The sequence below is a fragment of the Micromonospora sp. NRRL B-16802 genome (assembly GCF_001279555.1).
In the GTDB taxonomy this organism is placed as follows: Bacteria; Actinomycetota; Actinomycetes; order Mycobacteriales; family Micromonosporaceae; genus Micromonospora; species Micromonospora profundi.
In genome coordinates this window covers 1-23,396 of record NZ_LGEB01000132.1, presented here as the reverse complement: position 1 = coordinate 23,396, position 23,396 = coordinate 1, and the positions used below count along the sequence as shown (strand labels likewise).

Genomic DNA, 23,396 nt, shown 5'->3' with positions numbered 1-23,396 from the left:
TCGGCCGTGCACGAGCCGCGACCGGCCCCGGCCGGTACGTTGAGACGATGCGCATCGTCATCGCCGGAGGCCACGGCAAGATCGCCCGACTGCTGGAGCGTCACCTCGCCGACCGGGGCGACACCCCTGTCGGCCTCATCCGCAACCCCGACCAGGCGCCCGCGCTGCGCGCCGCCGGCGCCACCCCCGTCGTCTGCGACCTCGAACACGCCGACGTCACCGACCTCGCCGCGCACCTCGACGGCGCCGACGCGGTGATCTTCGCTGCCGGAGCCGGCCCCGGTAGCGGCGCCGCCCGCAAGGACACCGTCGACCGGGGCGCCGCCGCGCTCCTCGCCGACGCCGCCACCCACGCCGGCGTCCACCGCTACCTGCTGGTGTCCTCCATGGGCGTGGACAAGCCACCAAGCCCCGGCACCGACGACGTGTGGGCCGCGTACCTGCTGGCCAAACGCGCCGCCGAGGACGACCTGCGCGCCCGCGACCTCGCCTGGACGGTGCTGCGCCCCGGCCGACTCACCGACGACGACCCGACCGGCCACGTCACCCTCACCCGCCACGCCGGCAGCGGCGCCATCAGCCGCGCCGACGTCGCCCTCGTCCTCGCCGCGCTCCTGGACGCACCCCACACCGCCGGCGCGACACTGGAACTCGTCGCCGGGCCGACACCCATCGCCGACGCCGTCACCGCCGCCCGCACCTGACCGGTGGGGTCCGTCATCGGCGGACCCCACCGGTCACACACCTCAGCGCTGGTGGTGCCGCGGCAACGCCGTCTGACCCGGCGCACCGTCCACGAACGGCGCACCCGGTGTCTGCGCGGCGATCCGATCCATCGTCCGCGCCAACTGCTCACTGCCCTCGTCGAGATGACGCGCCGCCGCCTGCATGTGCGACACCATCATCTCCCCGAAGATCCGCAACGCCTCCCGGGTCGCCACCGAATCGTCGAAGCTCGGCCCGGCCGACGCGCGGTAGTCCGCCACCGCCCGCTCCGCCTCCAGCTTCGCCTCCTCCGCGGCCGCCCGCATGTAACTCTCGTACTGCACCCGGGCGTACTCGGCGACCCGCCGCGCATAGTCGTGCGCCTGCGCGATGATCTGCTCCGCCTCCCGCTGCGCCGCCGACAGCAGATTCACCTCCTTCGCCGCAGGGGTCTTCGCCACCGCACCCGCGCTCGGGATCACCCCGTGCCGGTGCAGCTCCACCCGGTCGGTGAGGCGCTCGTTCTCCGCCCGCAGATTCGCGATCTGCGTCGCCATCAGATCCAACTCGTCGGCGACCTGCACCCGGAACCGATCCACGTCGGCGCTGTCATAGCCGCGCCTCGCGAACGGCGCCGCACCGAACTCCCACCGCCGGACCCGGTCGGCCGTCATCCGCACCTGCACACCACCGGAGACCTGCACACCGTCGTACCGGCTGATCGGGGTCGCGCTCACTGCTCACCCCTCTCACTCGACTGCTGCCGCACCGCCGTACGCCACGCCGGGCCGTACCACTGCGCGCCCAAACCCTCGTGGTGCACCTGACCGGCGTGGAAACCCGCCCGCGCCAACGCCTGCACCGAATGCGACACCATCTCGTCGGACCCACACACGTACACGTGCCGGGAACGCCAGTCAGCATCGCTCAACGCCCGGTCCACCGCGTGCACGAACTCCCCCGGCCGGTTCACATCCGCACCCACCACATACGTCACCGTCAACCACGGACACGACGACGCCAACTTGTCGATCGCGTCGCTGTCATAGAACTCGCTGCGCGAACGAGCCCCCACGTACAGGTCCACCCGACGGCGGGAACCCTCCGCGGCGACCTGCTCCACCAACGCCTTCACCGGCGCCCAGCCGGTGCCCGCCGCCAGCAACAACAGATCGCTGGAACCGGCCGACCACAACGCCAACCGCTCCCCCACCGGCGCGGCCAGGTGCACCCGGTCACCCACCGACGACCCGTACACCAGCCGCGACGACACCGCACCACCGGGCGCGGCCCGCACATGCAGCTCCAACGTGCCGTCCGCGCGGGGCGCGTTCGCCGGCGAGTAGTACCGCCACGACCGCACCGACGGATGCGACACACCGATCGACTGACCCGGCGTGAACGGCAACAGGTACTGCGGACGTACCGTCAACACCGCCACGTCGAACGCCCGCCGCTCGTGAGCCACGATCTCCGCCACCCACCACGGCGGATTCACCGCCTCCGCCGCCTGCGCCGCCTCCGTCATCACCTGCGCGACCAGCCCGTACGCCGCGGCCCAGTCCTGGGCCAACTCGTCGGTCCACTGCTCCGCCAGGAAATGCTGCAACGTCGCCAGCAGCGCCTCACCGACCGCCGGATAGTGCTCGGCGCGGACCGCGAACTTCCGGTGGTCCGCCCCCAGATCCTGCAGATAACCCACCAGCTGGTCCACCTGGTCCACATGCGACACGATGTGCCCCAACGCGGTGACGAGGCGGTCCCGCTGACCGGCCATGTTCGTGGGGAACATCTGCCGGGTCTCCGGGTGAGCCAGAAACAACGTCGAATAGAAAAAGAGCGGAACCTGATCGCCGTGCCCGGCGACCAGCGACCAGCTCTGCTTGAGTCGGGCCGCGTCCACGCTCAGGCGCCCGGACGCGTCCCGGCGGCCACCACCTGGTCCTGAACCTGCGCCAGCACAGCCTGCACGTCGGTCAGGATGTCCTCCGGAACCCCCAGCTCGGTCAACGCCGCGCTCAGGTGCCCACCGACCTTGGCGTACTGCTCCGCAGTGATACCCAAGGGCTGGTGCGCCTCGGCCAACCCACGGCCCGCGTACTCGTCCGGGCCACCCAGCACCACCGCCAGCATCAGCGCGAGATGCCGCCGCTGACCCGCCATGTCCACAGAGGTGAAGTAGGTCGCCAGCTCAGGGTCGGCGAGCACCTTGTCGTAGAACAGCTCGACGGCCGCCTTCACAGCGTTCGCACCGCCAATGCGGTCGTAGTGCGAGGAGGGAGCGGTTTCTTGCGTAACCGTCACGGTCATTCCTTCCAGGAATGGAGGGGTCGCGCCGGGTCAGCGCGCAGGGGCAACGGCCACCGGCGCACCACCCTCACGCCACGGCGCCACACCGATGGACCGTGTCGGACGATAGCGTGCCGCTGACGCCCGGTCAGGGCCCCCCTATCCGATTCCCGACAACGCCACACACGCAGCGTCACCACGGCCAGGTCAGGGCCCATGACCGCACCCCACAGTGGACCCGACCCGGGGCAACACCACCGCCTCGGCTCGGCTTCCCGGAAATCGGGGCGCCCGAGGCGCCCGGGCACCGCGATTTCCAGAAAGGCGAGTCGATCACAGGACTGCGAAAGGAACCCGCAACAGCGGGGACGGGACTCAGCCCGCGCGCCGCCGCGCCCGCCGGGCCGCCAACTCGTCGGCCACCGACTCCACCTCGGACGCCACCGCCGGCTCCGCAGGGCCACTCGCCGGCTCCGCAGGCAGATGCGACAACGACCCCTGGATCTCCTTGAAAGCCCCACCGATCGCGATCCCGAACACACCCTGGCCACCCTGCAACAGGTCGACCACCTCTTCCGGAGACCGGCACTCGTACACGGTCGTCCCATCAGAGATCAGCGTGATCCCCGCCAGATCCTCCACACCACGCGACCGCAACGCCTCGATCGCCTTACGGATGTTCTGCAGGGACACCCCCGCATCCAACAACCGCTTCACGACCTTCAACACCACAAGGTCCCGGAACGAATACAACCGCTGCGTCCCCGAACCCGAGGCGTCCCGCACGCTCGGCACCACAAGCGTCGTCCGCGCCCAGTAATCCAGCTGCCGATAACTGATGCCCACCGCGTGACAAGCCGTCACACCTCGGTAGCCCACCGAGCCATCACTCTCAGTCGCCGAGACACCCGGCTCACTCAACTGTGCACCCGGATCGGAATCCTGCGGCTCGTGCATCCGGACAACCTCCCCGTCAGTGCGGCGACGCGTCGTTTCCGGGACGCGCACCCCTCGACACGGCAACCCTATCGCCACGCTCAGGAGTTACCACGGAGAAACAGGCGCGACACGCCGCACAGCCACCCGAGAAAGATCACCAACCCGCCCCGGGGCATCACCAACAGTGACACCCACCCGGGAACCGAGCCCCGTCAGCCCGCGAAATCCTCCGGACGCACCTGCTCCAGGAACTCGCGGAACTTCTCCACCTCGTCCTCCTGCTCGTCAGGGATAACGATCCCCGCCTCGCTGAGGACCTGCTCAGCACAACGAATCGGCGCACCAACCCGCAACGCCAACGCGATCGAATCGCTCGGCCGCGCCGACACCCGCACCCCATCGCCGATCAACAGATCCGCGTAGAACACGTTCTCCTTGAGCTCAGTGATCTCCACCGCCTGCAACGGCGCCTGCAACGCCGCCAACACGTCCCGCAGAAGATCATGCGTCAACGGGCGGGCAGGCTTCACACCCTGCTGCTCATAAGCGATGGCCGTGGCCTCGACCGCGCCGATCCAGATCGGCAGATAGCGGTCGCCCTCGACCTCCCTGAGCAGGACGATCGGCTGGTTGCTGGGCAGCTCCACCCGAACTCCGACCACGCTCAGCTCGCGCACCGCCGCCTCCGTGTCGTCGTCAACCTACGCACCGCGCCCTTCCCTGCACGGTACACGGACCGCAACACGGCCGTCCCATGCGCTACAGCACCACGCCCGCGCCAGAAAGGGGTTACCCCGGCAAGCCTACGGCACTCTTCCCGAAAGAGATCTTTCCGCTCCGCCACCGCCCAGCCGGCACATCACCGACCCAACGTCGACCGCAGACCCACCCGCACCAACGCCGCATGCAACTGCTCCGACAACGCCACCAACTCCCGCGCCGTCTCCGCAGCCCGCGCCCGCGCCGCCGGATCACTCTGCCGCGCCAACGGCGCCACCAACTGAGCGAACAAACCGACCTCACGATCGGCAGCACTCCGGTAACCCCGCAGATGCCGCGGCTCCAACCCGTACGCCGCCAACCCCGCCACCGCCGACGCGATGATCAACGCATCCCCGTCGTACCAGCCGGGCGGATCCGACACGAGCACACCGAGGCGCTCCAACTCCACCAACGTCGAGTCGTCGATCCCACTACGGGCCACCAGATCAGCCCGGCCGAGCCGCACCTGCGACGACTCGGCCGGCTCCGCCGACTCCCGACCCGGCACCGCACCATCAGGACCCACCGCCACCAACGAAGGCCGCGACCGCCCCGGCTGCTCACCGGACGAATCCCACTCCGCCAACTGCTCACGGATCACCCGCAACGGCAGATACCGGTCCCGCTGCGCGGACAGCACGAACCGCAACCGCGCCACATCGTCCCAGCTGTACTTCCGGTAACCAGCCGCCGTCCGCTGCGGCTCAACCAGGCCTTCGGCCTCGAGGAACCGCAGCTTCGAAATCGTGGTGTCCGGGAAATCCACCCGCAACTGCCCCAGCACCTCACCGATGCTCATCAACGGCTGGGACCGGGCCGCCCCGGGTGGCGTGGAGGCCGCAGGCTCGTTCACCCCCGGCCGGCCTCCTCCTCCGGGCGCGGACCGGCGATGAACACCACCCGGAACTTACCGATCTGAACCTCGTCACCATTGCTCAACGTGGCCGCCTCGACCCGCTCACGATTCACATACGTGCCGTTGAGGCTGCCCACATCCCGCACGGTGAAGGTGCCACCGTCCCGGTGGAACTCAGCATGCCGCCGCGACACCGTCACATCGTCCAGGAAGATGTCACTGTCCGGGTGCCGGCCACTGGTCGTCACATCGTGGTCCAACAAGAACCGGGCACCCGCATTCGGACCCCGACGAACCACCAGCAGCGCCATACCGGGCGGCAACGAACCGGACATCCGGCTCGGCACCACATCGGTGTCCGGGCCCTCCAGCACTTCGTCGAGCGAGCCGAGATTGAGCGTCGAAGTGACGTCGAGCGGGGGGAACTCGTCGTCTGGCCGCGTCATGGGACCACCTCACGGATCTGTTCGGTCGGCGTCGGGTAATGGCGGGTCTGGCCGCCGGGCACTCGAACACCCGGCGGCTGGCTCCCCGTGCCCGGGAAGGCAATTCCGCAACGCTCAACTAATGGTTTCTTCTCGGTCGACTGGGCGAGCCTAGCCAGCGCCGAAATGCAGGGCAACCGGACGCGCGCAGACAACCCGCCCGCCGGATCAAGCACACTCAGCCTTCGGTGATCTTCTGGTACGCGCCCGCAGTCAGCAACCCGTCCAACGCCGTCGGGTCATTCGGCGTGATCTCCACCAACCAACCCGCACCATACGGATCCGAGTTGATCAACTCGGGCGTGTCACCAAGCGCCTCGTTGCGCGCCGCCACCGTACCCGCCACCGGCGCGTAGATCTCCGACACACTCTTCGTCGACTCGATCTCACCCAACGAATCACCGGCCGCGACCACCGCACCGACCTCAGGCAACTGCACGTACACGATGTCGCCAAGCGCGTCCTGCGCGAAGTGCGTGATGCCGACCCGGGCCGAACCCGTGCCCTCACCCGCCACCCACTCATGCTCGGCGGTGTATCGCAGATCCTCGGGAATCACCAGACGCGTCCTCATCCATCGGTGCCCCGGACCACCGGCCCGGCGCGGCCGCGCCGGTCAGGAGACCGGACGGGCGTGTTCCAACCTGATCGGCGCGTGCAGCGCCGAAACCTCGGCAACCTCACGCTCCCCAAACGTCACGTTACCGCCGTCACCCCGGACCGACGCGACCACCCCGCCAGGAATGTTCAATGCCGTACGCATCGTCGCCGGATCACCGATCACCGTGATCGTGAACGGCGGCGCCAACCGCCGCCCCTCCACCACCAACGACCCGTTCTCCCCGTCCAGGAAGTACGTCGACGCGATGACCCGCACCGCCGTCCGGTCACCACCGGAGATCTGCATCGCCTCCGCGCCAGCGCCCCGCAGCTCCTGCACCGCGTCCAACACCCGCGTCGCCGAGATCGGCTTGGCCCCACTGATGAACTGCACCGTCAGACCCGGCCCCACCGCCGGCAACGTCCCCGCCAGAACACCAAGCTCGTCCGCCCGACGTGTCGCCTCGTCCAACGCCGCCTGGCGGCCCTGCTCACCCGAGGCCAACTGCCGCTGGCTGTCCTCCAACGCCCGGATGTCCTGCTGAAGCCGGTTCTCCCGCGCATCCAGATCCGACAGGATCCGCACCAGGTCCTCCTGCCGCGTCGCCCCCAACGTCGGATCCGTCGACGTCGTCTTCAACTGCACCACGAGGGTGAAACCCAGCAACGCCAACAACGCCGCGATCATCACCCCGGCCGTACTCAACCGCGACCGGCCAGCAACCACCGGCTCCCCCGACCGCTGCACAGCCGGCTCCGCCAACCCGTCGGACCGCTCGACCGGCTCCTCCGACCGCGACACCGCGCTCAGGTCCACCGTCGCACCGTCATCGACAGGCGCCACACCAGGCTCCCCGGCCGGAGGCTCCGCCTCCACCGGGCCCTGCGGCGCCAACGGACTCAGCTCGTCCGGATCCGGCGCATCCGGCCGAGGGTCCGGCTCACCCGCCGGGCCACCCGGCCGCGCCGGACCCGCCGGCTGCGGCCAACCCGTCCCCGTCTCCGTCTGCTCGTCGCTCATCGCATCAAACCTACGCCCGGAACAGGTGCCGGCGGATCGCCGCCACATTCCCGAAGATCCGCACACCCAGCACGACGACCACACCGGTGGACAACTGCCCGCCCACCCCCAACTGGTCACCCAGGTACACGATCAGGCCCGCCACCAGCACATTCGAGATGAACGACACCACGAACTGCTTGTCGTCGAAGATGCGGTCCAACTTCGCCCGCACCCCACCGAACACCGCATCCAACGCGGCAACCACCGCGATCGGCAGGTACGGCTGCAACGCCGCCGGCACCGTGGGATCAAGCCACACCCCGAGCACCACACCGGCGAGCAACGCCAGCACCGCGATCATCGGCCACCTCCGGAAGGGCTAGCGGTCGCCGAGGGACCCGACGACCCGGGACTGCCGGACCGGCCACCCGACACAGAAGGGCTCGGACTGACCGACGGCTTGGCGTAGCGTAGCTGCGGCTCCGGCGCCGCCGGCAGGGTGAGGTCGTCAGCGCCCCGCACACCGAACGACAGGCCCGTCTGCTGCGCGACCTCCCGCATCAACGCCGCATTACGGCTCGCCTCGAACTGGCGACGCATCGACCCCGGTCCGATCGCCGACACCTCGTACGGTCCGGTCACCGGCCGGAAATCCACAAGGATCGCCTCACCCGCCGAACGGATCGTCGACGTCGAGGTCAGCCGCTGTCCGTTGATGGCGATCGCCTCCGCACCGGCACTCCACAACGCGTTCGCCACACCCTGAAGATCGCTGTAGAGCACCCGCGGCGGCCCCGCCCCCGCACCGGTCACCGCGTCCGCGTTGCCTGGCGCGTCCGCCAACCGCACCACCACGCCGTCGCCGCGCACCCGGCCCAGCCCGGTGCTCGCCTCCAGGTCCCGCAGTCGCGCCGCCGTCGACCCGCTCAACGCCGCGTCCCGCTGCCGGCTGACCTCCTCGCGCAGCTGGTCCGCACGCTGCGACAACCTGTCGGTCTGACTCTCCCGGTCCTTGATCTGCGCCACCAGCCCGGAACGGGCCTGCGCGCGCCCCGGCTCGTCGGCCATCGTCTGCCGGTAGGCGACCGCGAACAGGAAGCCCAGCACCACCACCACGGCCAGGCTCACCGAGCGCCCGGACCAGGCCCGCCAACCCCGCTCCGGCGTCGGCACACCCTTGCGCCGGCGTGCCGTCGCCGCGTCGGCGTACCCCGGGTCCAGCGGATTGCGGAACAGTTCGGTGAGGAAGTCCGGCGCGTACACCCGATCCTGACGTGGCCGCTCCGGCCGCTGAGGCGGGGTCGCGCTCACGCCGCCGCTCCCGGCCCGCGTGCCGCGCGCACCAGCCGTGCCGCCTGCACCACGTACATCGCGCCGGCCACCCAGTAGAGCACCAGACCCCACCAGGCCAGGCCCCAGCCGATGGCGGCGGCAGCCGTGGCCACCCCGCTCGCCGCGGTCGCCAACAACAGCACCGGGAACGCCGCCAGCAACAGGAACGTGGCGGTCTTACCGACGTAGTGCACCGGGGGCGGGCCGTACCCGTAGCGGCGCAGCACCGCCAGCGAGCCGAGCAGCAGCAACTCCCGCGCCAGCAGCGCCGCGGTGAACTGCCACGGCACCACCTCCCGCACGGTGAAGGCGACAAGGGTGGCGAGGATGTAGAGCCGGTCTGCCAGCGGGTCGAGCAACTCCCCCAGTCGGCTCACCTGGCGCATCCGGCGGGCGATCCAGCCGTCCACCCAGTCGGTCGTGCCGCCGATGGCCAGCACGATCACGGCCGCCACGTCCGCGCGCTCCACAAGGAACAGGTACAGGAAGATCGGTACGCCCAGCAGCCGCCCGAAGCTGATCAGGTTGGGAAGGGTGAGCACCTGGTTGCTCGGGGCCTGGTCGTCGATGTCCCGCGGATGCTCTGCCCGAGCCGGCCGACTCGACACCGAACCTCCTCCACGGCACGCTCCGGCACCGGCCGTCATCGGCGCGGCGGAGGTCGTACGCGCTGTCGGGCCGGCAACGCCGGCTCCCCTGCGGCCCCGGGGCGGGACCCGTTCCCTGATGCGGCCCGCGATCTCGATGATCACGGGCCGGGTGAGTGCGCTGCCACTATATCGGGCTCGTGCCCGAGCGCCGGGTGCCGCTGCCCGCTCGTCGGTGCGGCGTTCACCTGTTGTGGCGTGGATCACCACGCGTAGAGCGTCCTAGGATGCTAGTTCAAGGTTGAACGCTCAGGCCGTCTGCACGGCCGCCGCATCGGGCTGCTGCTCCGGCACCGTCTGGCTGGCCGCCCGGGCGAAGGCATGCAACGCCTGCAACAGGTCCTGCTGCATCCGGGGCGGCATCCGATCCAACACCACCTGCACCGCGCTCTGGCGCCGCTGCGCCAGCTCAGACAGCAGGGTCTGCGCCGCCGCCGTCGGCACCAGCCGCACCTCCCGCCGATCCCGCGGGTCGGCCACCCGGCGCAGCAGACCCGTCGCCTCCAACCGGTCACAGAGCCGGCTGGCCGACGACGGCACCACGTCCAACAACTCGGCCAACCCGTTGACGTTGGTCTCCGGCCGGCTGCTGATCAGCGCCAGCACCCGCAGCTGGGTCGGCGGCACGGGATGCCGCAACGACGCCGACTCAAGTACGGCGATCAGCGTCTCGGCGGCCGCGTCGATCGCCGAGGCGAGATCCACAGGTCGATCCACCTGATGTCCCCTGCCGTCGTCGCGCTGGTGCCCGCCCGGCGCGGCGCTGATCCTCATCCGCCGTTCCGCTCGCGCGGACCGTGCCAATCCAGGCAGACCACGACCGCGTCGTCGCGCAAGTCGGAATCCGCGTGATAGGCGTGCAGTTCGCGCATCACCGTACCAACCGCTTCGGCCGCTGGCTGCAACCGCGTGGCACGCAGAGAACGCGCCATCGCCCTCTGACCGTACGGCTCCCGGCCGGCCGGCTCCGCGGCCCACACGCCGTCACTGACCACGAAGACCCGCTCCCCCGGCGTGAGCTGGAACTCCTGCACCTCGTAACGGGTCTCGGCGAACATTCCCAGCGGCAACTGCTGCTCCAGGCTGATCGGCTCGACCGTCTTGCCGCGCATCCGCAACATGTGCGGCGACCCGGCGTCGACCGCCCGCATCAGCCCCGTCGGGATGTCCAGCTCCAGCAGCAACGTCGCCACGTGCCGATGCCCCCGGTGCTGGTAGAAGACCGTGTCCGAGGCCAGCTCCGCCTGCTCCACGAGACCACCGTCAGAACGCCGCGCGTTGCGCATCGCGTTGACTGTCACCGAGGTCAGCAGCGACGCCGCCAGACCATTGCCCTCACCGTTGAGCACCGTCAGCGTGAGCCGGTCACCGTCCAACGACCAGTCGAAGTGGTCACCACCGACCGTGTACGCCGGCTCCAGCTGACCCGCCAGGTCAAACGCGCGGTGCGCCACGCTGCGACCCGGCAGCAGGTCCCACTGCATCTCCGCGGCCATGCTCAGCCGTTCACGCCGACGAACCCGGCGGTAACGGTCGGTCTCGCGATCGGCGGCCCGCAACGCCACCGCCAGGTCGCCGGCGATGTCGGTGGCGCGACCCGTGAGGGCCGGGCCGGGCACCGACGGCAACTCGATGAGCAGCACACCGAGCCGCTCCCCCCACACCGTCAGCGGCAGGTAGAGCCGACACCCGCCGCCCTCGGCGCCGTCGCGCACCGGCTGCTGACTGCTGAAACAGCGCTGTGCCACGCTGTGGCAGGCCAGGAAGCCTGCCGCCGGCAGATCCGGGTCCAGCACCGGCCACAGCCCGCTGATCCGGTAGTCGGCGACGAACACGTCGGTGCGTACCGCGCCCAGCGCCGAACGGATCGCCCGGTCCGCGGCTTCCGCCAACTGGTCCGGTGGGGCCTCCCGCAGCGCGCGCGACACCACGTCCGGCGCGTCCACCATGCTCGCTCCTCCAGAAACTTGCTACAGGGCAAGCATCATACGGACGCCGCCGGACAGCCGGTCGGCGCGGGTCAGTCGGCGTCGCGCGTGGCCAGCACCCCGTGGAACGCGTCCGGCACCTCCACCGGCGGGCCGTCCGGTCGCCACCTGTTGACCGGAACGATCCCGTCGGACGTCGGCCGCCACCGGCCCAGCAGCGGCGCGAACGCCGCCGGAGGACGCATCCGGAACGCCGGCCCCATCATCGCCAGCGCCTGCGGATAGCCTGCCAACTCCTCGGTGTCGAAATCCACCGCCAGCAGGCTGCCCGGCGCGGCCGCCGCGTACAGCTCGTCGAGCGTCCGGGTCAGCGTGTCGTCGTCGAGGAACGCCGCGAGCCCGAGGAACACCACCCCCACCGGCCGCCGCCCCCAGCCCGGGACGAAACGGTGCAGCTGCGACGGATCGATGGTGCCGATGTCGGTGGCGTCACCGCGGCCGTAGCCGGCCCGGTCGCTGTCGGCGAGGATGCTCTGCCCCAACCGGATGGTGACCGGATCCACGTCGGTGTAGAGCACTGTGGCGTCGGTGGCGACCTCGTGCACGTTGCCCATCGTGGGCACCCCCGCGCCGAAGACCAGGAAACCGTCCACGCCCTGCTCGCTCATCGCCCGCACCGCCCGGCCCAGGAAGGCCCGCAGCTCGCGAAAGACCGGCGCACACGGCCCGTACGCCTGCTCGAAGGCGTGCGCGGCGGCCACGTCGACCGGGAAATGATGCTCCCCGCCCAACCAAAAGTCGATCATGCGGGCGGTGCTCGGCTCGGCCGGTTCACCCATCGACGACGCTCCCTCCGGCGGTCGGCAATCAGCGTACCGACCCGGACCCGCTCGGCGGTATCGCTCCGCCGAGCCGCCACGCCCGCGATACTGGCCGGGCAGGAGGTGGACAGTGAACTCGGCGGACAGCGCGGCGGTCGTGGTCGGCGTGGACGGCTCGGGGCAGTCCCTACGAGCGGTACGCCTGGCCGCCGCCGAGGCAGCCCGCCGGCACCGGCCGCTGCGGGTCGTCCACGGCTTCATCTGGCCGCTGCTGCACGTGCCGGACTCCCCCGCTCCGGACGCGCCGCCCGGCGGCGGTCTGCGCCACCAGGCAGAGGAACTTGTCGCCGCCGCTGTGGCCGAAGCCGAGGCCACCGTGCCCGGCCTGTCGATCTCCGGCGAGATCATCGACGGCGAGGCCGCAGCGGTGCTGATCGGCGAGTCCCCCAGCGCGGCGCTCATCGTGCTCGGCGACCGGGGAATGGGCGGCTTCACCGCGCTGATCATCGGCTCGGTGGCGGTGCAGGTCGCCGCGTACGCCGACTGCCCGGTCCTCGTGACCCGCGGCGAGCAACGCCCGGACGAGCCGGTGGTGGTGGGGATGGACGGCTCGGCGGCGTCCCGACTCGCCGCCGAATTCGCGGCCGAGACCGCCCTGACGCGCGACGTGCCGCTGCACGCCGTGCACGCCTACCGCCATCCGGGCAGCCGCGGCCCCGGCGACATGCAACCCCTGGTGTACGACGCCGACGGGCTGCGCGCCGAGCAGGAACAGGTGCTCGCCGGATGGCTGGCCGGGCTGGTCGAGAGCCACCCCGGGCTGCGACTGACCGGGGTGGCCACCCGCGGCCGGGCCCGCACCGTGCTCACCGAGGCGTCCCGTTCCGCCCAACTCGTCGTCGTCGGCGGCCACGGCAGAGGCGAGGTGACCGGGTTGCTGCTGGGGTCGGTGAGCCAGGCCGTGCTGCACCACGCCCACTGTCCCGTCGCCATCGTCCGCGCGCCCCGCTGACCACCGGGGTTGACCCGCCGCAGGACGGGTAGACGGCCGCGGTACGCCAACGGCGACGAAGGAGGCAGCAGATGCCAGGACCACGGCCGGGAAGCAACGCGTACGACAAGCAGCGGGCGCGGCTGCGCAACGCCATCGACGACTCCGGACGGCGGGTGCCCGACGGTAAGGCGAACCAGGTCGCCAACAAGATCCTCCAGGAGGATCGCGGCCAGCGGGGCGTCGTGCGCGGCGAGCGCACCTACGGCCCCAAGGGTGAGCGCGAACCGGGCGATCCGAAGTGAGGAGGGTCGACCTGGCCGACGGCGCCATCGCGGGCGCCGTCGGCAGCACAGCGCTGAACGTGGTCGGCTACCTGGACATCGCCCTGCGGGCACGGCCGGCGAGCACCACCGCGGAGCAGACCGTCGGCCGGCTGGCCGACATCGCGCACGTGGACCTCGGACCGGAGCCCCGGGCGGCGACCCGCCGCTCCGGGCTGGGGCCGTTGATCGGCTACGGGCTGGGCATCGCGGCCGGCATGGCGTTCGCGCTCTACGCCGGCGGTCGGCGGCAGTCACTGCCACTGGCCACCGGTGTGCTCGGCGCTGGCGTCATGGCCATGACCGACGGGTCCATCACCGCCCTGGGTATCAGCAACCCGCGGACGTGGGGACGCTCCGACTGGGTCTCGGACATCGTTCCGCACCTGGCATACGGGCTGACGGCCGCCGCAACCTGGAACAGGCTGCGGCGGCCGTCACGTCGCGACAGTTAGGCCCGGGTGTCGCTGTCGTCCTCGGCGACCGGCTCACCCGCCGGGCCGTACGGCGACACCTGGCCCTTGGGCACCGGCCGACCGGCGTCTCCGCGCGACGAACCCCTGTTGCGCGGGTGCCCGGTCGGCGTGGGCCCCTTGCTGTCCTGACTGGTAGCTCCCTTGGCGTTACGCCGGAACTCCTCCTGCTGCGGGTTGACCACGAGTGTCTCCCTCCAGGTACGGCAGGCGGCATCGACCGCCTCCACCGCCGGCATACCCGCCCCGCCCGACGGCATTCCGGCCCCGCGCACCGGCTCGCTGCCGACGTGAGGGCTAGCCGGTCGCGGGGCGGGTACCCACCCGGTGTGGGCGACGATCGAGCGGTGGTGCGGGTCCTGCTGGACCGGCGGGGCGACACGTACGCGGAGGAGGCCGGGATCCGGCTCGCCGACCGACCAGGGCCGCTGTACCAGTTGCTGGTGCTGGCCACCCTCCTGAGCACCCGGATCCGGGCGTGCGTGGCTGTCGACGCCGCACGGGAGTTGTTCGCGGCCGGCTACCGCACGCCGCAGGCGATGGAGGCGGCCACCTGGCAGCAGCGGGTCGACGCGCTCGGCAGGGGTCACTACCGCCGCTACGACGAGCGGACCGCCACGATGCTCGGCACCGGCGCGCGACTGTGCCTGGACCGCTGGCACGGCGACCTGCGGCGGCTGCACCGGGAGGCTCAGGGCGACCCGGCCGGGCTGCGCCGACGGCTCACCGAGTTTCCCGGCATCGGGCCCACCGGCGCGGACATCTACCTGCGCGAGGCACAGACGGTCTGGTCCGACCTGCGCCCGTACGCCGACCGGCGCGCGCTGGCCGGCGCGAAGCGGCTCGGTCTGCCCGGCTCACCGGACCGGCTGGCCGGGCTTGTCGACGGGCCGGAGTTCGGCCGCCTCGCCTCGGCACTGGTCCGGGTGGCGCTCGGGGAGGAATCCGCAGGCGAGGTCACCCGCGTCGCCGCCGGCTGAGGCGCTCACTTGACCGTCTTGTCACCCGGTCGGGTCAGGTGCCACACCAGCAGCGCGGCGAGCAGCGCCAGGACGATCACCCCGCCGGAGATGCCTCGGCCCTCCTCGGGGCTGCGGCCCGCGCTGCCGAAGTAGATCACCGCGAGGCCGGCGAGCACTGTGACCACCTTGCGAAAACCTTGGTCCTTCACATACCGCACCGTAGGCAGCACGACGCCACTTCGGGATGTTTTGGACGGATCATCCACCGTCCGGGTGGCCTCCGGCGTGCCTGTCGACGACGAAGCCGCGTAGCCGCACCCGCCGTACCGCCCGGTCGGCGACCTCCACCACCTCGATGGTCAACCCGGGCAGCCGCACCGTCTCGCCCGGCGCACGCGGCAGATGACCCAGCCGCGCCAGCACCAGACCGGCCACCGTCGTGTACTCCCGCGACAGCGGAAAGCTCAGACGCACCCCCAGGTCGGGCAGGTCGTGCAGTGGGAAGTCACCGGGCACCAGCAGCGACCCGTCCGGCTCGGGTGTCACGTCCTGTACGTCCCTGTCGGTCTCGTCGTACAACTCGCCGACCACCTCGGCCAGCAGGTCCTCCAGGGTGATCATGCCGTCGATGCCGCCGTGCTCGTCGACGACGAGCGCCAGTTGCTGGTGCTCCTGGCGCAACTGGCGCAGCGCGTCGGCGACCGGGAGGGTGACCGGCAACAGCAGTGGCGGCCTCCCCCGCTCCTGCACAGTGCCCACGCCCGACTGCACCAGGTCGCGGATGTGCACCACGCCGATCACGTCGTCAAGCCCGCCGGGACCGGTCACTGGCGCGCGGGACCGTCCGGCGGCGGCCAGCCGACGGACACCCTCGCCTACGGGAAGGTCGGCCGGCAGGGTGGTCACCTCCCGCCGGGGCACCAGGATCTCGCGGAGCGTCCGGCCGGCGATGTCGAAGGCACCGGTCAGGATCTCCCGCTGCTGCGCCGAGAGCCCACGCCGGCTGACGAGCATCTCCCGCAGCTCGTCCTCGGTCATCTCCTCACGGCTGGCCCGGGGGTCGCCGCCGGCCAGCCGGACCACCACGTCGGTGGCCCAGCTGAGCAGCCAGACTGCCGGTCGGGACACCCGGGCGAGCAGGTCCAGTGGCCGGGCGCTGAGCAGCGCCCACCGCTCCGCCCGCTGCATTGCCAACCGTTTCGGCGCCAGCTCACCGAACACCAGCGTCACGAAGGTCAACGCCACGGTCACCACCACGATCGCGGCGGGGCGGGCCGCCGCGCCGAGGAAACCCAGCGGCGCCACGAGCGGTTGGGCAAGCGACACCGCAGCCGCCGCCGAGGCCAGGAACCCGGCCAGGGTGATGCCCAACTGGATGGTGGCCAGGTAGCGGTTCGGATCGCGCGACAGCCGCACCAGCCGCTCGCCGGTACGGGTTCGCCGCCCCAACCGCCGCAGCTGCCCCTCTCGCAGCGTCACCAACGCCATCTCGCTGCCGGAGAGCGCCGCGTTGACAAGGATCAGCACGGCCACCAGCACCAACTGCCCGAGCTGGCTGCCCATCGCGTACCCCCGTTCGCCACCTCAGGTCACTCAACCGCAGCGCACCCGGCCCTGGTCCGGTTTCGGGGCGCTCAGTCGACCTCCAGGTCGTCCAGCGAGATGGAGTGCGTCATCAGCCACCGGGCCAGCGCCGACATGCCGAACAGCCACAGCGGAACCGACTCGGTGGGGCCGTTCGTGGCGTAGATGGCGAACCGCAGGTCCGGCGCGCGGTACGCCTCGATCCGCCATTTGTGCTGCCGGTCCCGCCAGACCGCCGAAGGGTCCATGCCGTCACCGTAGGTGACCGTCGCCGACTGCGGGGTCGGTTGGAGCACCGGAGCGCAGGCGAGCGGCAGCGGTCAGCGGCGCGGTCGATCCTGCTCGGCCGGAGCGGTGGCTCTCCGGACGCAGTCATGCAGCAGGGCGCGGCGCTTGTCGTGCACGTCGTCGGGCTCCTGGTCACTTGCCGCGTAGACGTTGCTGACCGGCGACCAGGCCATGGACATGGCGATCACCATGGCCAGGATGTCGAACGGGTCGCCCGCGCGGATCCGGCCCGCGGCCTGGGCCTCGGCGATGGCTGCCAGTTTGCGATCGTCGTAGTGCTCGTGGGTCTCGACGAGGTGCCCGGCGGGCCGGCGCTCCAGCCGGGTCCAGGTCGCCAGCCGGATGAGGTCGGGACGGCGCAGGTATTCGTCGTAGAGGCGAACGGCCCAGTCGGCGAGATCGTCGGCGTCGATGGGCACGACGTTGGTGATGCGCTCCAGCGAGCTGAGGAAGATCGCGTCGAAGAGGCGTTCCTTGTCACCGAAGTAGGCGTAGAGCTGCGCCTTGTTGGTGCGTGCGGCCGACACGATGCGGTCGATGCGTGCCCCGGCGATGCCGTGTTGGGCGAACTCCTCGGTGGCCGCGTCCAGGATGCGCTGGTACGTCGCGGCGCCTCGCGAGGTCTGGGGCTGTGCCGACATGCTCCCACTTTAGCAAACAGACCGGTTGGTTTGCCGCAGGCCGAATTCACGTCTACGTTGAAACAGACCGAACAGTCTGTTGGAAGGTTGACGTACATGCGAACCACCACCGGATGGCGGGCCGCCGGCCCGGCCACACTGCGGCGTACCGACATCCAGCGCCGCGACCTGCGACCGGACGACATCGCGGTGCGGGTCGACTACTGCGGCGTGTGCCACAGCGACCTGCACGCCCTGCGCGACCACGACAGGCAAACACTCCTGGTGCCCGGTCACGAGTTCACCGGCGTGGTGACCGCGACCGGCCCCGAGGTGACCGCCTTCTCGATCGGCGACCACGTCGCGGTTGGCAACATCGTCGACTCCTGCGGCACGTGCGGCATGTGCAGGGCCGGCCAGGAGAACTTCTGCCACTCCTTCCCGACCCTGACCTACGGCGGCACCGACCGGCAGGACGGGTCGACCACACTGGGCGGTTTCTCCCGCGAGTACGTCGTCCGCGACGCGTTCGCCTACCCCCTCCCCTCCGGCCTCGACCCGGCCGCCGCCGCACCACTCCTGTGCGCGGGCGTCACCGTCTGGGAACCCCTGCACTCCCTCGGAGTGGGCCCCGGCAGTCGCATCGCCGTGGCCGGGCTCGGCGGCCTGGGCCACCTCGCTGTCAAGATGGCAGTGGCGCTCGGCGCCACCACGACAGCCATCAGCCGCACCAAGGACAAGCGCGACGACGCCCGCCGGCTCGGCGCCCGCGACCTCATCGACTCCACCGACACGCAGCAGATGGCCGCGGCACGCGACACCTTCGACGTCGTCATCGACACCATCTCCGCACCTCACGACCTCGCCCCGTACCTGAAGCTTGTGGCGATGGACGGCACCCTCAGCCTCCTCGGCTACCTGGGCCAGGTCACCGTCGAGGCCACTGACCTGCTCATCGGACGCAAGAAGCTCAGTTCCGCGGGCAGCGGAGGCCGTCCCGCGACCGCCCGGATGCTCCAGTTCTGCGCCGACAACGGCATCGCCGCCGACGTCGAGGTCCTCCCGTCGGCGCAGGTGGACACGGCACTCGACCGCCTCCGGCGAAACGACGTCCGCTACCGCTTCGTGCTCGACATGTCCGACCTGGACTGATCAGGCGCTCGACCCGGGCCAGGACGTGCGGCAGGCCCGGGATTCCGCGACGCCCTCAGGTGACGACGATCCGGGCGTCGTCGGGCAGTCGGCGGGTCGCGCCCCGGCGATCCAGCAACTCCAGCAGCGGCACCGCCACCCGGCGGGTGGTGCCAAGCGCCTGCCGGGCCGCCGACAGGGTGAACGGCTGGGGCAGCCCGGCCAACACCCGGACCGCGTCGTCGAGCGCGTCGGGCAGCAGCACCACGTTGTCGGCCAGCCGCAGGAGAGCCCCGGCGCGCACGGCGGCGCCGATCTCCCGGGGACCCAGGCCCAGGTCGACGAGGTGGTCCGCCTCGGGGGCGCGGAACGGCCTGTCGCCGTACTCGTCGCGGACCCGCTGCACGGCCTGGGCCACCGGCTCGGGCAGATCGGCCACGCCCGCCGCACCGACCCGACCCGCGTGGACACGCAGAGGCGGTCGGATCAGGGCCTCGACAAGCACCCGGTCGGGCAGTGCCAGGCGCTGCCGCAGCACCTCCACAGGCATGCCCGGCTCCAGCGGGTGTTCCCGCGCGTAGCGGGTGACCTCCTCGGTCACCTGGTCGCCGAGCCGCCGCCAGTGCGCGGGGTCGGCCAGCCAGTCACCGGCCACCGGCTCGCCGTGCGCCGGCACGCCCATGCGGATGAGCGTGCCGGCGCGGACCAGTCGACGGCGGCGCAGTTCCCCAGCCAGGTCGGGTCGACCGTCCAGGTCGGCGAGGACCTGCGCGCGGGCAGCGGCAGCACCCCTGCGGGCCAGCGGCGGGGGCGCGACGTCCAGCACCCGTACGCCGCCGGCCACGTGGTGCCGGCCCGGATCGCGCAGCAGCGCCCGGTCGCCCACCAGCAGCGGCAGCGGCCGCGCCAACCGGAGCCGCACGGTGTCCGCGCCGAGCGGTCGGACCCGCACCGGCACCGCCGCCGACCCGACGTGCAGGGTGAGGGCCGCCGGCAGGTCGGCGGCCGGGTCACCGGTGAGCCGCACGTCGACGAGGTCGGTGCGGTGGAACCGGCCCGGGGTGAGCAGCGCGTCGCCCCGGCCGATCCGGTCGCGCGACGTACCCCGGAGGTTGACCGCCACCCGGGCGACCGCCGCCACGTCCGGCCGGGCCTCGCCCAGCGAGTGCAGACCGCGGACCCGGACCGTCTCCTGCGTGCCGGCCACTTCCAACTCGTCGCCCACCCGCAGCTGACCGGCGCCCAGCGTGCCGGTGACCACGGTGCCGCTGCCGCGCACTGTGAAACTGCGGTCCACCCAGAGCCGGACCGGGTCGTCCACGGCCGGGGCGGGCAGGCCGGCGGCCAGCCGGTCCAGGGCGGCACGCAGGTCCGGCAGGCCGGCACCGGTCAGACCACTGACCGCCACCGCCTCCACCGCGCCGAGGCTTGTCCCGGCGATCTCGGCGAGGGCCTGGGCCGTCGCCGGTCCCGGGTCGGCCAGGTCCGCGCGGGTCACCGCAAGCAGGCCGTACGCGACGCCGAGCGCGTCGAGCGCGGCCAGATGCTCGGCGGACTGCGGCATCCAACCCTCGTCGGCGGCCACCACGATCAGCGCGGCGGGCACCGGGCCGACACCGGCGAGCATGTTCGGCACGAACCGCTCGTGACCGGGCACGTCGACGAACGCGATCGTGGCGCCGGACGGCAGCGTCGTCCAGGCGAAACCCAGGTCGATTGTCATGCCCCGGCGGCGTTCCTCAGCCCACCGGTCCGGCTCCATCCCCGTCAACGCCCGGACCAACGTCGACTTGCCGTGGTCCACGTGCCCGGCGGTGGCGACGACGAACATGCTCAGTCGTCCCCCGGTACCCGCAGCACGGCCATCCGGACGGCCTCGTCGGCGTCGGCGGGTACGCAGCGCAGGTCGAGCAGAAGCCGACCACGCACCACACGGCCGAGGATCGGCTGCTCTCCGGTACGCAGCGGCGCCGCGTACCGTTCGGGCAGGCTCAGCGCCCACGAGCCCAGCTCGACACCGGGTGCGCCGCCCCCGCCGACCACGGCGACGGCCGGTACCACCTCGGCCTTGCGGCCGTCGGCGCCGAGCCTGTCGCGTAACCGCTCCACCCGCTCGCGCAGGGCGCCCGGGTCGGCGTGCAGCGCCATCCGGGTCGGCGTGTCGGGTTGGTGCACTGTGGCGCCGAGCGCGGCCAGGGTGAGCTTGTCGACGCGCAGCGCACGGGCCAGGGGGTGGCGGCGCAGCCTGTCGATCAGCTCGGCGTCGCCGAGCAGCAGCCCCGCCTGCGGGCCGCCGAGCAGCTTGTCGCCGCTGGCGGTGACGAGCGCGGCCCCGGCGCGCAGGGTGTCCGCCGCGTTCGGTTCGTCGGGCAGCAGCGGGTCCGCGGCGAGCAGGCCGGAGCCGATGTCGGCGACCACAGGCACCTCGAGCGTTGCCAGTTGTCGTACCGACGTGGCCGAGGTGAAGCCGGTGACCTTGAAGTTCGACGGATGCACCTTGAGCACGAAGCCGGTCTGCGGGCCGATCACCGCGGCGTAGTCCGCGAGTGTGGTGCGGTTGGTGGTTCCCACCTCCCGCAGCCGGGCGCCGGTGCTCTCCAGCAGGTCGGGCAGGCGGAACCCGTCCCCGATCTCGACAAGCTCGCCCCGGCTGACCACGATCTCCCGACCGGCGGCCAACGCGGTGGCGGCCAACACCAGCGCGGCCGCGCCGTTGTTGACCACGTGCACGGCGTCCGCGTCGGGCACGGCGGCGGCGAGCGCGTCGAGGGCGTCCCGGCCCCGGCGGGCACGTCGCCCGGTGGTCAGGTCCAGCTCGACGTCGGTGTGACCGGCGGCTGCCACGACTGCTGCCACAGCGGCGGACGACAACGCCGCCCGGCCCAGATTGGTGTGCAGCACGACGCCCGTGGCGTTCAGCACCGCACGGGGCGCCGGGGCCGGCAACGCGGCGACGGCGGCGTCCCGTACCTCGTCGGGGTTGATCTCACCTCGGCGGGCCCGCTCCTGCGCCCGGACGACGAGCGCCTTGACCCGGTCCCGGCCCAGGGACGCGGCTGCCGCGACCAACTGCGGGTCGGCCAGCAACGTGTCGGTGCGGGGCACCCGACGTCGCGGATCGCCGTCGCGCATCGCCTCATCTCCTGCCGCTTGGCGGAGACGGACGGGAATCGAACCCGCCTGGCCCGGGTCCCGGACCACACCGGTTTTGAAGACCGGGAGGGGCACCAGCCGCCTGAACGCCTCCGTCGGACATTCGATCACAACGCCGACGTGGCCGCTCAGTCAGCCGGCAGATCCGTCCTGGTCCGCCGCGCGTTCACCCTCTCGCGTTGCGGCACCACCGTGTAACGCGGGTCGCGCGCCGACACCACACCGCCGTAGAAGATGCCGAACCGGGTGACCACCGACGCCGCCAGCAACGCGGCACCGGACAGCGCACCGACCGCCCGGCTGCGCCGGCCCAGCACCGCCCCGGTGACCCCGGCGGCGGTCAACAGCCGACCGGCGCGCAGCAACCGACCGGGCCGGCCCTGCCGGTAGGGCTCGCTGAGCAACCCGAGCCGGGTCTCCACCCGGTGCGCGCCGTACAGTTCCAGGGCCGCGCCGGCCACCGCCATCCGCCGGGCCGGCCCGGCCTCGGCGGGCGGCGCGGCGAGCAGACCCACGCCGGCGCCGCTGGCCAACGCGCTGCCCGCGAAGACGACAGGCAACTCGGGGTACGCCTCATGCCACGACGGCACCGCCGTGTCGGCGAGCAACACCCCTGTGTACGTGGCAAGCGCCGGAGCCGTGGCGGCGGCGACCAGCCCAGCGGCGTGCCCGGCGGGTGGCAGTGCCCGGCCGACGAGCCCGAGCAGCCCACGCCGGGGCAGCAGGCCGGCGCCCTCGGCGATCGCGGCGACACCGGCGGCCGGCCCGAACGCCGTGAGAATCCAGGTGCCCACCGACATGGGCGAGGTCGGCTTTGCCACCCGCAGCATGTGGTGGAACCGCTCCGGCCGGCCCAGGTCCCGGATCAGGAACACGGCGCTGGCGCTCACGGCGGCCAGGGCCGTGACCCGGCCCGCTCGGCGCAGCGCCGGCCGCCCGGTGACCTGTCCCCCGGCGGCGAGCAGTGACGAGCCGGCGGCCAGCCCGCCGGTGAACAGGTACGCGGCGATGTCCCACTTCCACACCGGCGGCTTGAGGATCGGCCTGCCGTAGTACGAGGTGAATTCGGCTTCCGGCACCCGGATGTCCTCGCCACCGCCGCGCCGGCCACCCCGCCGTTTGGGGCTGCGGGCGGGGAGTTGGTCGACGGCTTGGCGGTTGGGGTCGGCGGCTTGGCCTGGGCGCTCGTCGGCCTGGGGGCCGCGGCGGGCGCTGTCGGCGGCCTGGCGGTCGCGGGCGCTGTCGGCGGCCTGGCGGTCGCGGGCGCTGTCGGCGGCCTGGCGGTCGCGGGCGCTGTCGGCGGCCTGGCGGTCGCGGAAGCGGCGGAACAGGTCGCCGACCTGCGGGCGGTGTGGACTCACGAGGATCTCCCGGCGAACGCGACGACGGTAGCCGCCGCCATGGCCAGTGCGGCGAGGCCTGCGCGTTTCCACATCGCCGGCAGATCCCGCGTCGTCACCACCGGATCCGGCGGCAACCCATACACCTCCGGCTCATCCAACAA

At 71.9% G+C, this 23,396-nt stretch carries 29 protein-coding genes, 1 tRNA gene and 1 pseudogene; 6 read left to right on the top strand and 25 right to left on the bottom strand.

The window, feature by feature from the left end; all coding sequences use genetic code 11:
* Positions 1-47 precede the first annotated feature (47 nt).
* Positions 48-704, top strand: coding sequence for an NAD(P)H-binding protein (locus ADK66_RS29320; RefSeq protein WP_053661063.1), 657 nt, complete (start codon positions 48-50; stop codon positions 702-704).
* A gap of 42 nt (positions 705-746) precedes the next feature.
* On the opposite strand, the gene ADK66_RS29315 is transcribed toward ADK66_RS29320, so the two are convergent.
* From ADK66_RS29315 to ADK66_RS29245, 15 genes are all read right to left on the bottom strand, one after another.
* Positions 747-1,442: a DivIVA domain-containing protein gene (locus ADK66_RS29315; RefSeq protein ID WP_053661061.1), complete on the bottom strand. Its 696-nt coding sequence runs from the start codon at positions 1,440-1,442 to the stop codon at positions 747-749.
* Positions 1,439-2,608, bottom strand: coding sequence for a globin domain-containing protein (locus tag ADK66_RS29310; protein WP_053661059.1), 1,170 nt, complete (start codon positions 2,606-2,608; stop codon positions 1,439-1,441). The genes ADK66_RS29315 and ADK66_RS29310 overlap by 4 nt, the downstream gene beginning before the upstream one ends.
* A gap of 2 nt (positions 2,609-2,610) precedes the next feature.
* Positions 2,611-3,015 (bottom strand): group 1 truncated hemoglobin, encoded by a 405-nt coding sequence (locus ADK66_RS29305; protein ID WP_209273247.1) that lies wholly within the window; start codon positions 3,013-3,015, stop codon positions 2,611-2,613.
* A 354-nt stretch (positions 3,016-3,369) separates the two neighbouring features.
* Positions 3,370-3,951, bottom strand: a complete 582-nt coding sequence (locus ADK66_RS29300) for a MerR family transcriptional regulator (protein ID WP_053661057.1) — start codon at positions 3,949-3,951, stop codon at positions 3,370-3,372.
* Positions 3,952-4,145: 194 nt separating this feature from the next.
* Entirely contained in the window at positions 4,146-4,610 is a 465-nt protein-coding gene (locus ADK66_RS29295) for a bifunctional nuclease family protein (protein WP_007460347.1), read from the bottom strand.
* Between the two features lie 182 nt (positions 4,611-4,792).
* Positions 4,793-5,494, bottom strand: coding sequence for a MerR family transcriptional regulator (locus ADK66_RS29290; protein WP_197281691.1), 702 nt, complete (start codon positions 5,492-5,494; stop codon positions 4,793-4,795).
* Positions 5,495-5,544: 50 nt separating this feature from the next.
* Positions 5,545-5,997: an FHA domain-containing protein gene (locus tag ADK66_RS29285; RefSeq protein ID WP_007071101.1), complete on the bottom strand. Its 453-nt coding sequence runs from the start codon at positions 5,995-5,997 to the stop codon at positions 5,545-5,547.
* Between the two features lie 217 nt (positions 5,998-6,214).
* Entirely contained in the window at positions 6,215-6,595 is a 381-nt protein-coding gene (gene gcvH / locus ADK66_RS29280) for a glycine cleavage system protein GcvH (RefSeq protein WP_053661053.1), read from the bottom strand.
* A gap of 57 nt (positions 6,596-6,652) precedes the next feature.
* A complete protein-coding gene (locus tag ADK66_RS29275) occupies positions 6,653-7,657 on the bottom strand; it encodes a DUF881 domain-containing protein (protein ID WP_053661051.1) in 1,005 nt (334 codons plus the stop codon).
* 10 nt (positions 7,658-7,667) lie between these two features.
* Positions 7,668-8,000 (bottom strand): small basic family protein, encoded by a 333-nt coding sequence (locus ADK66_RS29270; RefSeq protein WP_007460356.1) that lies wholly within the window; start codon positions 7,998-8,000, stop codon positions 7,668-7,670.
* Complete coding sequence (locus ADK66_RS29265; protein ID WP_053661049.1) at positions 7,997-8,950, bottom strand: DUF881 domain-containing protein; 954 nt, start codon at positions 8,948-8,950, stop codon at positions 7,997-7,999. Before ADK66_RS29265 ends, ADK66_RS29270 begins: the two co-directional genes overlap by 4 nt.
* Positions 8,947-9,579 (bottom strand): CDP-alcohol phosphatidyltransferase family protein, encoded by a 633-nt coding sequence (locus tag ADK66_RS29260; protein ID WP_053661047.1) that lies wholly within the window; start codon positions 9,577-9,579, stop codon positions 8,947-8,949. Before ADK66_RS29260 ends, ADK66_RS29265 begins: the two co-directional genes overlap by 4 nt.
* A 288-nt stretch (positions 9,580-9,867) precedes the next feature.
* Positions 9,868-10,335 (bottom strand): MarR family winged helix-turn-helix transcriptional regulator, encoded by a 468-nt coding sequence (locus tag ADK66_RS29255; RefSeq protein WP_053661046.1) that lies wholly within the window; start codon positions 10,333-10,335, stop codon positions 9,868-9,870.
* 53 nt (positions 10,336-10,388) lie between these two features.
* Positions 10,389-11,567: a PP2C family protein-serine/threonine phosphatase gene (locus ADK66_RS29250; protein ID WP_053661044.1), complete on the bottom strand. Its 1,179-nt coding sequence runs from the start codon at positions 11,565-11,567 to the stop codon at positions 10,389-10,391.
* Between the two features lie 71 nt (positions 11,568-11,638).
* The gene (locus ADK66_RS29245) at positions 11,639-12,385 is read right to left on the bottom strand and encodes an SAM-dependent methyltransferase (protein WP_053661041.1); all 747 of its coding nucleotides are present in this window, start codon (positions 12,383-12,385) and stop codon (positions 11,639-11,641) included.
* 112 nt (positions 12,386-12,497) lie between these two features.
* Here ADK66_RS29245 and ADK66_RS29240 point away from each other — a divergent pair, with 112 nt between their 5' ends.
* The 3 genes from ADK66_RS29240 (at position 12,498) to ADK66_RS29230 (ending at position 14,136) form a co-directional block, all read left to right on the top strand.
* A complete protein-coding gene (locus ADK66_RS29240; protein ID WP_053661039.1) occupies positions 12,498-13,379 on the top strand; it encodes a universal stress protein in 882 nt (293 codons plus the stop codon).
* Between the two features lie 71 nt (positions 13,380-13,450).
* Complete coding sequence (locus tag ADK66_RS29235) at positions 13,451-13,663, top strand: hypothetical protein (protein ID WP_053661037.1); 213 nt, start codon at positions 13,451-13,453, stop codon at positions 13,661-13,663.
* Entirely contained in the window at positions 13,660-14,136 is a 477-nt protein-coding gene (locus ADK66_RS29230; protein ID WP_053661035.1) for a hypothetical protein, read from the top strand. Before ADK66_RS29235 ends, ADK66_RS29230 begins: the two co-directional genes overlap by 4 nt.
* Here the strand turns inward: ADK66_RS29230 and ADK66_RS29225 are convergent.
* Positions 14,133-14,339, bottom strand: coding sequence for a hypothetical protein (locus ADK66_RS29225; protein ID WP_053661400.1), 207 nt, complete (start codon positions 14,337-14,339; stop codon positions 14,133-14,135). The two genes, ADK66_RS29230 and ADK66_RS29225, sit on opposite strands and share 4 nt — an antisense overlap.
* A gap of 144 nt (positions 14,340-14,483) precedes the next feature.
* Between ADK66_RS29225 and ADK66_RS29220 the strand changes: the two genes are divergently transcribed.
* A complete protein-coding gene (locus ADK66_RS29220) occupies positions 14,484-15,134 on the top strand; it encodes a hypothetical protein (protein ID WP_053661033.1) in 651 nt (216 codons plus the stop codon).
* Positions 15,135-15,139: 5 nt separating this feature from the next.
* Here the strand turns inward: ADK66_RS29220 and ADK66_RS29215 are convergent, their stop codons facing one another.
* The 4 genes from ADK66_RS29215 to ADK66_RS29200 form a co-directional block, all read right to left on the bottom strand.
* Entirely contained in the window at positions 15,140-15,325 is a 186-nt protein-coding gene (locus ADK66_RS29215; protein ID WP_053661398.1) for a hypothetical protein, read from the bottom strand.
* A 49-nt stretch (positions 15,326-15,374) separates the two neighbouring features.
* The gene (locus ADK66_RS29210; RefSeq protein WP_053661031.1) at positions 15,375-16,679 is read right to left on the bottom strand and encodes a hemolysin family protein; all 1,305 of its coding nucleotides are present in this window, start codon (positions 16,677-16,679) and stop codon (positions 15,375-15,377) included.
* Between the two features lie 71 nt (positions 16,680-16,750).
* Positions 16,751-16,948, bottom strand: a complete 198-nt coding sequence (locus tag ADK66_RS29205) for a hypothetical protein (protein ID WP_030492010.1) — start codon at positions 16,946-16,948, stop codon at positions 16,751-16,753.
* Positions 16,949-17,020: 72 nt separating this feature from the next.
* The gene (locus ADK66_RS29200) at positions 17,021-17,629 is read right to left on the bottom strand and encodes a TetR family transcriptional regulator (protein ID WP_053661029.1); all 609 of its coding nucleotides are present in this window, start codon (positions 17,627-17,629) and stop codon (positions 17,021-17,023) included.
* A 96-nt stretch (positions 17,630-17,725) separates the two neighbouring features.
* On the opposite strand from ADK66_RS29200, the gene ADK66_RS29195 reads away from it, so the two are divergent.
* A complete protein-coding gene (locus ADK66_RS29195) occupies positions 17,726-18,760 on the top strand; it encodes an NAD(P)-dependent alcohol dehydrogenase (RefSeq protein WP_053661027.1) in 1,035 nt (344 codons plus the stop codon).
* A gap of 55 nt (positions 18,761-18,815) precedes the next feature.
* Here ADK66_RS29195 and selB read toward each other — a convergent pair whose 3' ends face one another.
* The 5 genes and pseudogenes from selB to ADK66_RS32525 form a co-directional block, all read right to left on the bottom strand.
* A complete protein-coding gene (selB, locus tag ADK66_RS29190; RefSeq protein ID WP_053661025.1) occupies positions 18,816-20,570 on the bottom strand; it encodes a selenocysteine-specific translation elongation factor in 1,755 nt (584 codons plus the stop codon).
* Between the two features lie 2 nt (positions 20,571-20,572).
* The gene (selA, locus tag ADK66_RS29185; RefSeq protein WP_053661023.1) at positions 20,573-21,871 is read right to left on the bottom strand and encodes an L-seryl-tRNA(Sec) selenium transferase; all 1,299 of its coding nucleotides are present in this window, start codon (positions 21,869-21,871) and stop codon (positions 20,573-20,575) included.
* A 19-nt stretch (positions 21,872-21,890) separates the two neighbouring features.
* Positions 21,891-21,986: transfer RNA gene (locus ADK66_RS31735), tRNA-Sec, on the bottom strand.
* A gap of 34 nt (positions 21,987-22,020) precedes the next feature.
* Positions 22,021-22,977 carry an NrfD/PsrC family molybdoenzyme membrane anchor subunit gene (gene nrfD / locus ADK66_RS29180; RefSeq protein WP_082377755.1) on the bottom strand — a complete coding sequence of 319 codons (957 nt, stop codon included), beginning with the start codon at positions 22,975-22,977 and terminating at the stop codon, positions 22,021-22,023.
* A gap of 272 nt (positions 22,978-23,249) precedes the next feature.
* A pseudogene (locus tag ADK66_RS32525) lies at positions 23,250-23,396 on the bottom strand (4Fe-4S ferredoxin); the annotation flags it as partial.

Excerpts from the sequence above, each read along its gene's own strand:
- ADK66_RS29320 (WP_053661063.1), top strand. The coding sequence starts at position 48 with ATGCGCATCGTCATCGCCGGAGGCCACGGCAAGATCGCCCGACTGCTG.
- ADK66_RS29305 (WP_209273247.1), bottom strand. The coding sequence starts at position 3,015 with ATGACCGTGACGGTTACGCAAGAAACCGCTCCCTCCTCGCACTACGAC.
- ADK66_RS29300 (WP_053661057.1), bottom strand. The coding sequence starts at position 3,951 with ATGCACGAGCCGCAGGATTCCGATCCGGGTGCACAGTTGAGTGAGCCG.
- ADK66_RS29290 (WP_197281691.1), bottom strand. The coding sequence starts at position 5,494 with ATGAGCATCGGTGAGGTGCTGGGGCAGTTGCGGGTGGATTTCCCGGAC.
- ADK66_RS29285 (WP_007071101.1), bottom strand. The coding sequence starts at position 5,997 with ATGACGCGGCCAGACGACGAGTTCCCCCCGCTCGACGTCACTTCGACG.
- ADK66_RS29275 (WP_053661051.1), bottom strand. The coding sequence starts at position 7,657 with ATGAGCGACGAGCAGACGGAGACGGGGACGGGTTGGCCGCAGCCGGCG.
- ADK66_RS29270 (WP_007460356.1), bottom strand. The coding sequence starts at position 8,000 with ATGATCGCGGTGCTGGCGTTGCTCGCCGGTGTGGTGCTCGGGGTGTGG.
- ADK66_RS29250 (WP_053661044.1), bottom strand. The coding sequence starts at position 11,567 with ATGGTGGACGCGCCGGACGTGGTGTCGCGCGCGCTGCGGGAGGCCCCA.
- ADK66_RS29245 (WP_053661041.1), bottom strand. The coding sequence starts at position 12,385 with ATGGGTGAACCGGCCGAGCCGAGCACCGCCCGCATGATCGACTTTTGG.
- ADK66_RS29235 (WP_053661037.1), top strand. The coding sequence starts at position 13,451 with ATGCCAGGACCACGGCCGGGAAGCAACGCGTACGACAAGCAGCGGGCG.
- ADK66_RS29210 (WP_053661031.1), bottom strand. The coding sequence starts at position 16,679 with ATGGGCAGCCAGCTCGGGCAGTTGGTGCTGGTGGCCGTGCTGATCCTT.
- ADK66_RS29205 (WP_030492010.1), bottom strand. The coding sequence starts at position 16,948 with ATGGACCCTTCGGCGGTCTGGCGGGACCGGCAGCACAAATGGCGGATC.
- ADK66_RS29200 (WP_053661029.1), bottom strand. The coding sequence starts at position 17,629 with ATGTCGGCACAGCCCCAGACCTCGCGAGGCGCCGCGACGTACCAGCGC.
- ADK66_RS29195 (WP_053661027.1), top strand. The coding sequence starts at position 17,726 with ATGCGAACCACCACCGGATGGCGGGCCGCCGGCCCGGCCACACTGCGG.
- selB (WP_053661025.1), bottom strand. The coding sequence starts at position 20,570 with ATGTTCGTCGTCGCCACCGCCGGGCACGTGGACCACGGCAAGTCGACG.
- selA (WP_053661023.1), bottom strand. The coding sequence starts at position 21,871 with ATGCGCGACGGCGATCCGCGACGTCGGGTGCCCCGCACCGACACGTTG.